11 protein-coding genes are annotated in these 12818 nt (G+C 53.4%); 1 reads left to right on the top strand and 10 read right to left on the bottom strand.

Going from position 1 to position 12818, the window contains the following annotated elements:
• Positions 1-8: 8 nt before the first annotated feature.
• The 4 genes from NXT00_RS03730 to NXT00_RS03715 all read right to left on the bottom strand — a co-directional run bounded on the left by NXT00_RS03730 (position 9) and on the right by NXT00_RS03715 (position 3540).
• Positions 9-1295: an acyl-CoA desaturase gene (locus NXT00_RS03730; protein ID WP_259158104.1), complete on the bottom strand. Its 1287-nt coding sequence runs from the start codon at positions 1293-1295 to the stop codon at positions 9-11.
• A 19-nt stretch (positions 1296-1314) separates the two neighbouring features.
• Positions 1315-2406, bottom strand: a complete 1092-nt coding sequence (locus tag NXT00_RS03725) for a ferredoxin reductase (RefSeq protein ID WP_259077167.1) — start codon at positions 2404-2406, stop codon at positions 1315-1317.
• A 217-nt stretch (positions 2407-2623) separates the two neighbouring features.
• Positions 2624-3130 (bottom strand): DUF6912 family protein, encoded by a 507-nt coding sequence (locus tag NXT00_RS03720; RefSeq protein ID WP_259077168.1) that lies wholly within the window; start codon positions 3128-3130, stop codon positions 2624-2626.
• Positions 3130-3540, bottom strand: coding sequence for an HAD family hydrolase (locus NXT00_RS03715; RefSeq protein ID WP_259077169.1), 411 nt, complete (start codon positions 3538-3540; stop codon positions 3130-3132). The genes NXT00_RS03720 and NXT00_RS03715 overlap by 1 nt, the downstream gene beginning before the upstream one ends.
• Before the next feature lie 223 nt (positions 3541-3763).
• Between NXT00_RS03715 and NXT00_RS03710 the strand changes: the two genes are divergently transcribed.
• The gene (locus NXT00_RS03710) at positions 3764-4207 is read left to right on the top strand and encodes a hypothetical protein (RefSeq protein WP_259158103.1); all 444 of its coding nucleotides are present in this window, start codon (positions 3764-3766) and stop codon (positions 4205-4207) included.
• A gap of 102 nt (positions 4208-4309) precedes the next feature.
• Here the strand turns inward: NXT00_RS03710 and secA are convergent, their stop codons facing one another.
• The 6 genes from secA to mtrA all read right to left on the bottom strand — a co-directional run bounded on the left by secA (position 4310) and on the right by mtrA (position 12789).
• Positions 4310-6880: a preprotein translocase subunit SecA gene (gene secA / locus NXT00_RS03705; RefSeq protein WP_259077171.1), complete on the bottom strand. Its 2571-nt coding sequence runs from the start codon at positions 6878-6880 to the stop codon at positions 4310-4312.
• A gap of 289 nt (positions 6881-7169) precedes the next feature.
• A complete protein-coding gene (gene hpf / locus NXT00_RS03700; protein ID WP_259077734.1) occupies positions 7170-7835 on the bottom strand; it encodes a ribosome hibernation-promoting factor, HPF/YfiA family in 666 nt (221 codons plus the stop codon).
• 141 nt (positions 7836-7976) lie between these two features.
• Positions 7977-8480: a ComF family protein gene (locus NXT00_RS03695; RefSeq protein ID WP_259077172.1), complete on the bottom strand. Its 504-nt coding sequence runs from the start codon at positions 8478-8480 to the stop codon at positions 7977-7979.
• A 276-nt stretch (positions 8481-8756) separates the two neighbouring features.
• Positions 8757-10484, bottom strand: coding sequence for an MtrAB system accessory lipoprotein LpqB (gene lpqB / locus NXT00_RS03690; RefSeq protein ID WP_259077173.1), 1728 nt, complete (start codon positions 10482-10484; stop codon positions 8757-8759).
• A 17-nt stretch (positions 10485-10501) separates the two neighbouring features.
• Positions 10502-12115, bottom strand: coding sequence for an MtrAB system histidine kinase MtrB (mtrB, locus tag NXT00_RS03685; RefSeq protein WP_396124706.1), 1614 nt, complete (start codon positions 12113-12115; stop codon positions 10502-10504).
• Positions 12115-12789, bottom strand: a complete 675-nt coding sequence (mtrA, locus tag NXT00_RS03680; protein WP_259077174.1) for an MtrAB system response regulator MtrA — start codon at positions 12787-12789, stop codon at positions 12115-12117. The genes mtrB and mtrA overlap by 1 nt, the downstream gene beginning before the upstream one ends.
• Positions 12790-12818: the final 29 nt, after the last annotated feature.

Genomic DNA, 12818 nt, shown 5'->3' with positions numbered 1-12818 from the left:
CTTTGGATCTAAGCCCCTAACCCCTTCGTTGTGCGGCGCACTATCACCTTGACAGCCTCGGGAACTGTAGGACGTAATTCTTTAAGGAGTCGTAATCCCACGGTCAATCCGCGTCGAGTACCGCTGTGCTCACCGTGGGTTAACTGGGCTTCAATGTGGGGGTTTTTCGTGAATGCTCTATTCGATCGAACTTCGGGAGCATTATCCTTATCTGCTACTAGGTACTTATTGGGCAGGGTGAGCTTCAAGAGAGTTTTCTGCACCTTAAAAAGCTGCGCTGCAAAGGAATCGACGTTATATGGTAACTGATATTCTTGGCAGATCTCCCGAACCTTTAGGGACGCTTCTGCCAGTCTGTTCGATGGCATATCCGGAAATAGATGGTGCTCAACCTGGTAGTTGAGATTTCCTGACATGACCGTGAGCACTTTACCTCCGTGGAAATTGGCTGATCCCAGCATCTGCCTTAGATACCACTGGTTATGATCTTCATTCCTAAACTGCTCTTTGGTGAAGGTTTCAGCTTCGTCGGGGAAATGCCCACAGAAAATAACAGCATAGGCCCATATATTGCGGATACCATTGGCTACGAGGGCCGCTTTAATGGATTGTTTATAGCCAGGGCCTGATAGTGCCGGGTAAAGAATATAATCCCTCACATTATGTCGGCCAGCCTTACGCGTGGTTTCCCAGAATTTATCCTTAACGTCCGCCCATGTGGCTCGTTTGGTGAAGTAGCGCCCGAGTTCCACATCGTAATAGCCGACAGCCCACTGAAACAGGCTTGCGAGCACTGTATTAATCACGGGCTGGAAGGCAAATAAAGGGCTCCAGGCACGATCGCGGGTCACACGGAGGACTCCGTATCCAACATCATTGTCCATACCCAGAACATTGGTATACGTGTGGTGAATATAGTTATGGGCATGTCTCCATTGAGACGAAGGGCAAACAATATCCCATTCCCAGGTGGTGGAATGAATTTCGGGGTCATTCATCCAGTCCCACTGCCCGTGAAGAACGTTATGACCGATTTCGAGATTTTCTAAAATCTTCGACACGGTAAGCATAGTGGTGCCAGCCCACCAGAGTGGTTTCTTCCTCGGGAGAAGCAGAGAGATTCTTCCTGCAACCTCAAGCCCTCTCTGAATGCGAATCAGCCGCTTAATATAGGCGGCGTCCTTGGGGCCCAAGTCGGACATGATGTCTTTTTTTACCGAATCAAATTTGTGTCCAATGTCGATGATATCGTCATCGCTTAAATGAGCATATGCCTGAATATTGTCGATAGCCATCAAAGGCTCCTTTACTTTTTTAGTGTGCTAGTTCTATATCGCCGCAGGCCACCGAGACGCACGTTCTCAAGCGGGTGCCTGCTTCGTACGCTTCGCCTGTTTTCAAATTGAGAGCCATCCCGGTTTTAAGAGTGCATACGCAGGTCTGACAGATTCCCATACGACAACCAAAGGGAAGACCCACCTGCAACTCTTCAGCGGCCTCTAAGATTGTGGTCGCCCCATCAACACTCAGGCTACGTCCGTTGCCGAAGTCGATCGTGCCGCCTTGGGCGTCCGATTCGCGCGAAAATGTGAAGCGTTCTGTCTTTAGAGTCACGCCCTGGGCGGTTGCCCACTCTTCGTAGGCGTCGAGCATCTTCTCTGGCCCGCATGCATACACCACGCGATCGGCAATATCGGGGCAGAATTCATGGATATGATCGGGGGTAATGCGGCCCTCTGTGGAAGTGATATTAATGTGCACGCGGAATGTTGGATAGCGGCGCGCCAAATCGCGCAATTCCTCCTCGAAGAAGCAGCATTCCTCCGCTCGCACACTGTAGAGCAGATAGGTGTCGCAATGGCGGAGGTGATCCTGTTCGGCGAGGGTGCGCACCATTGAGATTATGGGGGTAATACCGGCACCTGCTCCGATAAATGCCAAAGCGGGGGGTGGTGGATCTTCAAGATGGAAATCTCCTGCGGGAGCGGCTAGGCGCACCACCATCTTCGGTTTAGCCATGCCCACAAGGTGCTGGGAGAGTTTTCCTTTTTCCACAGCTTTGACAGTGATCGACAGCAGACCGTCACCTAGGCTGGGAGCACCTGTCAGTGAATACGACCTCCACACAAATCGTCCGTCGATCTCTACGCCGATACCAATGTATTGTCCAGCGCGAAAGCTCACTGGTACGCCCCAGCCCGGCTTAATTTTGAGATGCACGGCATCAGCTTGTTTATGTGCGCTGACAATCAAACCGCGCAATTCCCGCGTGGACCATAGGGGGTTGAGTAAAACTGCGTAGTCGTCGGGTAATAACGGTGTGGTCAGTCGCTTCAATGCGGAGCGGATACGGCTGAGGCGATCACGGGTGGTTTTTGTACTAGGTGGGGTTGGCAGTTGTTCCATAATGTGGATTTCTGGGTAGATGGCTGGGTAGATGTCAGGGTAGATGTCACAGTGAAAGTCTGAGTGGAGTTGTGAGCGGGGGTAACCTTTCTTCCACTAGGGTGAAAGGTTTTCCCCTCAAAACTTACGCTACCGTAGCTTACCGCACCGTAGGTTATTGTGCAATAAAAATCCCACTGCCATATATGCAGTGGGATTCTTAATTTATCGATGGTTTCTACAACAGATCGATTAATACCGGCAGCTCGGATGGGTCATACCATGCCATATAATTATCGATAGCATCTCCCACGGCCAATTCCGCGATCTCATCACCAAGATCAGCTTCATCGATCACTTTGATGGCCTTCGCAGTGGCCTCCTCACTACCTGCGGCATCGACGTGAATGGCGGCCAGATCTTCACGGTGAATACGCGGTGGGTCCACACGCACCACAGCCTCCCCCAGGTCAGGATCTGGGTGAAGATTCGCATCGGGAAGATCTACTGAGATCACCACGCGACGGTGCGGATAATATTCCTCGTCATAGAGAGCGAGTAAACGTATAGACGCCCGCGCCGCCTCATCGAAAGCAATCTCCTCAAAATCTTCCTCTTCACCGGATTCATAGCTCTCCCGCAGCGCCGCGGTGACTGCGAAACCGTAGCCCGAACGCACGCTTAAGATTCCGTCCTCTTCCAAAGATCGCAAATAACCGACAGTGGCGGGAATATAGACTCGCACTAGAACTCGCCCTCAAACTTGAAAATACTCTGCAGCTCTACCAAGGTGCGATCAAATTGCTGATAGTAGGATCCCACGAGACCAGCTTCTACGGCACCGCGCACATTGACAATCGAATCGTCGACCATAACGCAGTCCTGCATGGGAATACCAATAGCATCGGCTGCTGCTTGGAAAGCAGCGAAATCAGGCTTCTCCGCCCCAATCTCTCCGGAAAGGACAACGGCATCTACCACACCGGAGCTAGCCAACACACGGATCGGCTCAGCACCGGGGCCGCCTGGATCATTGGAGAGTACGGCCGTCGCGATTCCCTGAGCTCGCAATGCCTTCAGTACATGACGCCAGCGATACTGCTCCTCTTCGGGGCCATCAAGCACCCCCACATAATCCACAATTAAGCCTTGCACGATTAATCTCCACCTCACTTTTTTAAGCCATATCGCTTACAATTAGACTGATCCTATTGTTGCATATATCTAGTAGGATTTTTTAGCACGAGGCATTCAGGGCTCGGGTCTAAAACCCGCCAAGCCCACCACCGCCCATGAATATCCTTACCATTGCTCGATAGGCCTACCACAGCTCGATCATCATTGGTTCCGTGGCGCTCAACCCTACCAAAGGAGCGTCATGTACCATCCTAAACCCGGATTCGCCCTTCTCCAGTGTGCAGAATACGAACCTCGCCGGATCTATCATCCGCCGCCGGTCACACTCCCCGAAGACATAACAACGCACATCAAATGCTCTCTCTACCGAGCGCTTCAATGCGCGTGCGGTCAAAAGCCCATCTCAGTCCTGCGCGCCAGCTCTTACGACGCAGCAGTCATCAGGCATATACGCGCAAAACTAAAGGGACAGCCAACCTCACATACACAGCTCGGCCATATCCAGATCGCCAGCCTCCATTTTTTCCGCAAGAAGGACACCTATCACACCTCCCTCGACGCCCCCGTGCACGTATACGAGGCTTATGGCACCTTTTCAGTCGGCCCTGATCACCGCGCCTTTACTGCCACCGTCAAGAAAGAAGAGGGCACCGCAGTCCGTATCTCCACTCTTCGCGTTATCTGATCTCTGATACCCAAAGGAGCGGGCTGCAACCATCCTGTCTATCAGGGGTTACAACCCGCTCCGCAGGCTGATAATGATCGAGTTCTGTCTGCCGAGTGCGGTCTACGCCTCGGCGGAATCGCGCTGTTCAGCCAGTTGAGCAGCAGCGGCATCAGCTTGGGCCTGGAAGGTGCGCCGGAGCATGAAAAGCTGGCGTACGGTTTCTTCCTTGATGGCATCTTTCATAGCATTAAACATATCGCCTCCCTCTTTTTGGTATTCAACCAAGGGATCGCGTTGCGCCATGGCGCGCAAGCCGATACCTTCCTTGAGGTAGTCCATCTCGTAGAGATGCTCGCGCCATTTCTGGTCAATGATGGGCAGGATGACCTGGCGTTCGAGGTAACGCATCTGCTTGTCACCAGCGACTGTGCTGACCAGCTCTTCAAGAGCTGCATATTGTTCATGAGCATCAGCCAGCACGGCTTCCCGCAGTTCATCTGAACTCAGCTCGCCGGGGCGGCCATACTGGGAGCCTTCGATAAGCGACTGCGGGGTCATCGACGGTCCGTAGAGGGACTCCAGGGCATTCCACAGTGCGTCAAGGTCCCAATCCTCAACATAGCCATTGGCTGTAGCGCCATCCACGTAGGCGGAGATAGTTTCGTCAATCATCGCTTGGATATTATCGGCGATATTGGCTGACTCCAGAATCTCGCGACGCTCACGGTAGATGACCTTACGCTGCTCGTTCATGACCTCATCGTATTTGAGGACGTTTTTACGCATCTCAAAGTTCTGGTTCTCAACCTGTGCCTGCGCACCCTTTATAGAGTTGGTAACCATCTTTGCCTCAATAGGGACATCATCGGGAACGTTGAGGCGATTCATCATATTCTCCATGGTCTGCCCGACAAATCGAACCATCAGGTCATCGCGCATAGAGAGATAGAAACGAGTAGTACCTGGGTCACCCTGACGACCCGCGCGGCCGCGCAGCTGATTATCAATGCGGCGGGATTCGTGGCGCTCAGTACCGAGCACATATAAACCGCCCGCTTCGCGTACCTCGTCGGCTAGAGACTCCGAGCGCGTCTTTTGCTTTGCAAGCTCGTCATCCCAGGCGGCTTCGTATTCCTCAGGGGTCTCCACGGGATCCAAACCGCGATCGCGCAGTGCTATATCAGCCAAGATATCGGGGTTACCACCCAGCACAATATCGGTACCACGACCGGCCATATTGGTAGCAACCGTGACAGCACTAGGCAAGCCTGCCTTGGCTACAATTTCGGCCTCTTCAGCATGATGCTTGGCATTAAGGACATGATGCTTCACGCCTTTGCGTTGGAGGAGCTGAGATAAATACTCGGAGCGCTCCACTGAGGTGGTACCAACGAGCACCGGCTGGCGGCGCTGAACGCAATCAACGATATCTTCTACCACTGCGGCAAATTTTGCCTCTTGGGTCTTATACACCAAATCGGTCATATCATCGCGGTGCGGTGGCCGGTTAGTTGGAATGGGAACCACGTCCAGCTTGTAGATCTGGTGCAATTCGGCTGCCTCTGTCTCAGCGGTACCGGTCATTCCGGCCAGCTTCTCATAGAGGCGGAAGTAATTCTGCAAAGTGATGGTGGCTAAGGTCTGGTTCTCATTTTTGATCTCCACCTTCTCCTTCGCCTCGATAGCCTGATGCATACCCTCGTTATAGCGGCGACCATCAAGCACACGGCCCGTGAAGTCATCGACAATCATGACCTCACCGTTGCGCACGATATAGTCCTTATCGCGGGTGAACAGCTCTTTAGCCTTCAATGCATTATTGAGATATGACACCAACATCGAATTCTCAGGGGCATATAGATTCTCGATACCCAGCATATCTTCGACGAAGGCAACACCCTCTTCACGCACACCAACGGTGCGCTTACGATGGTCGACATCATAATGGATATCCACCTTCATCTTCGGAGCGAGTGCCGCGAACACGTTGTAGTGCTGAGAGGCGCCATCAGCGGGACCTGAAATGATCAGCGGGGTTCGAGCTTCGTCGATAAGAATAGAGTCAACCTCGTCGACGATTGCATAATGGTGGCCACGCTGCACTAAATCGTTGAGGGTATGCACCATATTATCGCGGAGGTAATCGAAGCCGAGCTCGTTATTAGTACCGTAGGTAATATCGGCGTTATAGGCCTCGCGACGCTCGTCAGGGCGCATATTCGAAAGAATGACTCCCACTTCCAGGCCAAGGAAGCGGTGCACACGTCCCATCCACTCGGCATCGCGCTTAGCAAGGTAATCGTTAACCGTCACCACGTGCACGCCCTTACCTTCGAGCGCATTAAGGTAGGCGGGCAATACACAGGTCAGGGTCTTACCCTCACCTGTGCGCATCTCGGCCACTGAGCCGAAGTGCAAAGCCGCACCGCCCATCACTTGCACCAAATAGTGCTTTTGTCCCAAGACGCGCCAAGCAGCCTCCCTAGCAACAGCAAATGCCTCGAGAAGCAGATCATCGACGGTCTCTCCGTCTGCGATGCGACTCTTGAACTCTTCGGTCTTGGCTTTCAACTCCTCATCGGTGAGATCGGAGTACTGTGGCTCGAGAGCCAGCACTTCCTCTGCAATTTTCTGAAGACGCTTAACTTTGCGTCCTTCGCCGATGCGCAGCATCTTAGAAAGTCCGAACACGAGTGAGTTCCTTTACTAGCAAATGGTAAGTTTTAGTGGTTTTTAACCCCTCGCCCACCACGACGAACCGCAGCGAAACTCGGGAATAAAGGTTACCTATATCGTTCCAATAGGCACCTCGCTATTTCTCCGTGACCATTGTACTCACAACAGTTACAAAGCAAGAACCCCAATCATAGATTGGGGTGAAAAATCAAAGACCCTCCGCCGCCTCCCCGAGGGGACCACGGGCGGAGGGCCTGGCTCAACCGCGCACGACCTCGCGCGACCAAGCTCGACCTAGTTTGACCTAGCTCAAGGAGATCAAGCCATAATCGAATGCGTGGCGGCGATAAACCACCGACGGGTTACCCGTCTCCTCATTGATGAAGAGATAGAAATCATGACCAACCAATTCCATCTCGCTCAGCGCATCGTCAACGCTCATAGGCTTGGCGGGGTGCTCTTTGGTACGAACGATTTGTCCCGGCTGGATATCTTGGACCTGATCAGCATAAGGATCATGATCATATAATTCCTCGCGAGTATCCTCTTTGGCGGCTCGCTTCTCAGATTCATTGACCAATCCGGCAACAATCTCGCCAGTGTTCTTAGGGGCACGGTGACCAGATAGGGAGATCGAACGACGTGCCTTCACCTTACGCAGGGAACGTTCCATACGTGAGAGAACCGTTTCCAGAGCAGCGTAGAAGGAGTCCTCTTTCGCTTCAGCTCGCGCAATATGGCCTTTGCCGGTTGCCGTGATCTGGATCCGATCACTCTCGTTGGCGCGGCGTGGGTTGCGCTCGTGCTGGAGCTCCACGTGGAAGAAGGTGAGAGTCGGGTCGAGGCGGGCGATTTTTCCTAACTTGCTCCGCACGCGCTCCGCGAAGTGCTCTGGAACCTCGACATTACGGCCAGTAATTGTTAACTGGACATCGGGGCTCAGGGTATCTTTTTCAGCAGGCGTGGTCATAGTCACGTACCTTCCTGGTCGGCCGCCACCCGAATCTTGTGAAGGATTACTCAAGATAAGGAAAATGTGGCGGGAAGCAACTTCATTATCAATAATACATCGCGTCATAGTCATCGCGCCAAACCTTTTCTGCCTCTGCAGCTAGGCATGACTGAGCGCCAGAACTCCGTATACATTTGCGCCCGCCCAACTCAGAGCATTCACTGAGGCCCGCATTGTAGCTCCTGTGGTCAACACGTCGTCGACCACCACAACATTTCCTTTGAGCTGGCTTTTTAAGGCCACAGCGCGCTGCATATTTCGAGCACGGTGTGTCGCCGAAAGCCCCACCGATTCCTGTGTTGATTCCCTCAAGTACAAACAATCGGCCACCTCCATCCCCGAGGCTTGGCATATGCGCCGCACCGGGTCTCCGCCCCGTTTACGCGCCGAACTGCGCTTCGTGGGCGCCGGCACTAGTATGACCGGCTCCGGCAAATGTCCGCAGACATATAAATACTCAACACTCGCGCGCAGCACAGCTCCGAGGAAAGGAATAGCATCATAACGCCCGCGCTCTTTGATCTGGATAATCGTTCGCCGTCGCACTCCACCGAGAGGCCCCAAGGAGAAAGTAGGCACCTGGGGGTCGATTCGCAAGGACACGGGGCTTGGGATACTCCGAAAGACCTGTTCGCACTCTGAGCACACAATAACCCCTGGGTGCCGGCATCCCACACACTCTTTGGGTAAGAACAGCTCTCTAAGGGGCAAGAGCACCGCGCAGCTCCCAACTTATGGAATTAGCTCACCAGATATTCAACAACCGACCTTCACCTGTAACCATAGTGGTCGCAACCCCGAGTTGCTAAGCATAGTGCCTCTCCGTATTGGGGAATCGGGGGCCCCCGATTCCCCAATATGGAGGAGGGGGGATTACTTCTATTGAGGAATCACCGTCACAGCGCGCTCGCCTTCTAAACCTTGGATCTCGCGCCAATAGGTTGCCGATCCAGTAGTTGACAGCTGCAAGCTTGCGCGGGCGTCGGTGATATATACGGCCGATTGGTTGCTACTGAGATTGACTACCGGCGCTACTATATTGCCGGAAGACAGTGCCAGCGCTGAGGATCCGTCGGGTTCGGCACGCCACACGGGAGTATCACTACTCGAAGTCCCCACATACAGGGTGCCCTCAGGACCCCAATCGAGTGATACCGCTGAACCGCGAGCCACTTGGAGGATCTCATAGCGGTTACTGAGCTTGCGCTCTCCTGCACGCGGGGTGGAAACTGTAGCAATATAAACGTAGCCATCAATAATAAAAGCCGCGCGTACGCCGTTATTAGACAAAGCGAAAGCAGATATATCGGGGCTATTGTCGTTGAGATCGAGATCAGCAATGTCGACGTCGATCAGTGCGCTTTCTTTACTACTCTCCGAACGTGCAATGCGCTTAATAGAATTACCATCTGCCACCACCCACAAGGCTTTGCCCTTATTTTCGAAAGTGGGTTGGGTAAACGTGCGAGCTTCAGCGACGGTGGTCAGGGCTCCGTCAATATCCCCGATGAGCAACTGGGATTGTTTAAGATCGCCAGAGCCATTGGTGCGCACGAGTGCGACAGTTTTGCTCTGGGCGGAAATATTGAAGGATTCAATATCATTGAGTGTGCCTAATGGGCCGGTAACCGGACTTTCTTGGCCAGCAGATACTTGGGAAATGGAGCCACCGGTCAGGGCATACATAGTTGCGGATGAGGCTCGGGCGGCCTGCGGGTTGAATTCAGGGAAATCGTCCACGGTAAGATTGGCGTCTCCCTCGGCAGTCAGCAATGGGACCCCGTCAACATCGAAACGGTACGGTCCCGCGATCCCTGCAGTGGCAAGCGTCCACACGAGCTGGGCAGCGAGTCGGTGACGGGCATCATCATCAAATTCGGCAAAACCGGCGAGCTGATAGATGCCGTTGTCAATCCCGACAAAACTGGCGGTGGCGGGGATTTGATCGAGGACTCCTGGGCTGAGAGCCTTCGAGGGGCCTGCGATAATGAGGCTAATGAGAGCCGATCCCAGAGAGCTGGAGCCGGAATATACCCAGCGTTGGTCGGCGACAAGGGTATCGCCTGCGGGATTGAAGAAGAAAATTGCTTGGGTAAGGTAACGATTGCGCAGTTCAGTACGTTCCACCACAATCTCGTTGGGGCTATTTGAAATTCGCCACTGGCCGTCGACTCGCACCAGTTCAACGTCCGCACGATAGTCGCTACGCTGCGGATTATACGCCCCACCTTCGCTGATGGTGCCTACCACAGTACCGGTAATGGTATAAGAGAGTTTGTTAGTGTCGCGGGCAATATTACTCGACATATCTATGCGATCTAATACCGTAATAATCGGCTGAGGTGCCCACTTTTGGGCAAAGGAGGCGGTGAGATAATGTCGAGCCTGTTGGTAATTTTGGCTGGGATTCGCGCTTGCAGCATAGAAATCACGTACGAGGAGATCAGGTTCACGTCCTAGTATTGGCCCGGGCTCTTGGGTGGGAGTTTGGCTACTAAGACTCCGTAGTGCTTGCGGTTCACTCGTCGAGGGAAGGGTCACACACCCAGTCAACGCGCTGATCGAGACAACTACGAAGATTAGCCCACAGGGATTCTTGACGTACATAAATGAGAACTCGTCTTTCAAAGGTCCGCTACGGCATTTAAGCGTTCGGAGGCATCTGGGATGTCAATGCGAAGGGGTAGTGGGTCTTGACCATAACCCTCACCCGGTAGCTTGGGAATAGTTAAGCGAAAGCATGAGCCAGCACCTGGGAATCCGGTGGCCTCGAGACTGCCACCATGGAGAACCGCGTCCTCATGTGAAATGGCTAAGCCCAGTCCAGTTCCCCCTGAATGGCGCACGCGCGCCGGATCCGCTCGCCAGAATCGATTGAAAACCAAGTCTTCCTGACCGCTCTTGAGTCCAACACCGTGATCTGTCACGGTCACCGATACGGCCTGCGCATTTTCCCCGATCGCTACCGTTACCGGTTTCCCCTCGGAGTGGTCGATGGCGTTTGCTAGGAGATTGCGCAAGATACGCTCGATGCGCCTCGGGTCGCACACCACTTGCACGGGCGCATCGGGAAGATCGAATTCAACGTCCACATGAAGTTCGGTTGCTAGATGCGACGTATATTCATAGGCACCCTTGACGCAGGCCCGCATATCGATGGTCGATTCTGCGAGCTCAGCTACTCCCGCATCATGGCGAGAGATCTCCAGGAGGTCGTTCAACAGTGCCTCGAATTGATCGAGTTCACTGACCATCAGTTCGCTGGCCCGCCGCATTGCGGGACTTAACTCCTCATTATGAGACTGGATCATATCAGCTGCCATGCGCACTGTCGTTAAGGGAGTACGCAGCTCGTGGGACACGTCAGAGGTAAATTGGCGCTGTAGGCTGCCATATTCTTGCAGCTGATCGATTTGCTTCGATAGCGAAGCTGCCATGGTATTGAAGCTCTCCGCCAATCGCCCCATTTCGTGCTCGCCTTCAACAATCATGCGTTCTCGTAGATGCCCAGCGGCAAAGCGTTCAGCAATGCGACTGGCCGCTCGAACTGGTGCTATAACCTGGCGAATTGTTAGCCACGTGATACCCATCATAAGAACCACAAGGACTAGGCCTGCTGCAGCGAAAACGCCGCGCAGTAGTGATAGCGTAGCGCGCTCAGCCTCCATTGATAGCACCAGATAAACCTGCAGATTCGGGATATCAGATTGAGTTGGCGTGCCAATGATCATCGCCCGATAGCTGGTGCCGTCGGCACGCGAAATGGTAGCAAATTGATATGATACTTGGCCTTGGGAAACAAATGATCGCAGCCGTTCCGGGATGCGATACGCCTCCGGGGCAACCACAATTGAATCGTCGGGGCCCTCCACGAGTAGTACTGGCTCGTATGCAGTCTGTGAATCCGGTGAGTTAATCGATCGCGAGGTTAGCGCTGCTCGCGCCGCATTGAGACGTACCTGCACACTTGAGCTTGTTGAGGTTGCCTCGATTTGTTGCTCTACCGCGATCCGCGCTCGCTCGATCTCAGCATCAGCGATATCCAGTTTTGCCTGAATCAGCTTGGAGGTCACTATAGAGACCAAAATATAGGCCAATCCCAGCATTACCACCAAAGAGGACGCCAAGATAGTGGTGATCAGGCGGTATTGTAGCGAGGTGCGCCAGCTTTCGGCGATCCAAAACCGTAGTCGATGGTGATTGCTCCGGAACTTTTTAATAAAGGGTCGTAGCTTCACTAGTCGCCAGTCTTATAACCCACACCGCGCACGGTTAGGACAATCTGCGGATTTTCGGGGTCTTTTTCGATCTTGGCGCGCAAGCGCTGGACGTGTACATTCACCAGGCGCGTATCGGAGGCATTCCGATATCCCCACACTTTCTGCAGCAATTCTTCTCGTGTGAAAACCTCTCCGGGTTTTGAAGCTAGTTCCGAGAGCAAATCAAATTCCAGGGGTGTTAGGGAAATCTCCTCGCCGCCACGTGTGACGGTATGACCTTTGACGTCAATATAGAGATCCGCGATATGTACAGAGTCATGAGTTTTATCTGCTGCGCCGCGTAAACGAGCGCGCACGCGAGCCACCAGCTCTTTGGCTTTAAACGGCTTGGGGATATAATCGTCCGCTCCCGATTCGAGACCGAGAACTACGTCGACTGTATCGGTTTTGGCGGTCAGCATCACGATAGGCACGGCAGAATCTTGGCGAATTGCACGGCAGATATCGATACCATTCATCCCCGGCAGCATGAGGTCGAGCAGGATTAGATCGGGGTTCTCCCGGTAGCAAGTATCTACCGCCTGAGCACCATCGTTGACTACCACGCTGTCAAAGCCCTCAGCTTCGAGCACTAGCGAGAGCATTTCTGAGATCGCTGGATCGTCATCGACTACGAGAATCTTATGGGCCATCTTCTTCTTTTCCTTCTCACCCCAGCGGC

This window comes from Corynebacterium sp. ES2715-CONJ3 (genome assembly GCF_024814365.1).
Lineage (GTDB): Bacteria > Actinomycetota > Actinomycetes > Mycobacteriales > Mycobacteriaceae > Corynebacterium.
Note: the sequence above shows the minus strand (reverse complement) of the source record. Positions and strands in the feature narration are given on the sequence as shown.

Excerpts from the sequence above, each read along its gene's own strand:
- NXT00_RS03730 (WP_259158104.1), bottom strand. The coding sequence starts at position 1,295 with ATGGCTATCGACAATATTCAGGCATATGCTCATTTAAGCGATGACGAT.
- NXT00_RS03725 (WP_259077167.1), bottom strand. The coding sequence starts at position 2,406 with ATGGAACAACTGCCAACCCCACCTAGTACAAAAACCACCCGTGATCGC.
- mtrA (WP_259077174.1), bottom strand. The coding sequence starts at position 12,789 with ATGGCCCATAAGATTCTCGTAGTCGATGACGATCCAGCGATCTCAGAA.
- hpf (WP_259077734.1), bottom strand. The coding sequence starts at position 7,835 with ATGACCACGCCTGCTGAAAAAGATACCCTGAGCCCCGATGTCCAGTTA.
- lpqB (WP_259077173.1), bottom strand. The coding sequence starts at position 10,484 with ATGTACGTCAAGAATCCCTGTGGGCTAATCTTCGTAGTTGTCTCGATC.
- NXT00_RS03710 (WP_259158103.1), top strand. The coding sequence starts at position 3,764 with ATGTACCATCCTAAACCCGGATTCGCCCTTCTCCAGTGTGCAGAATAC.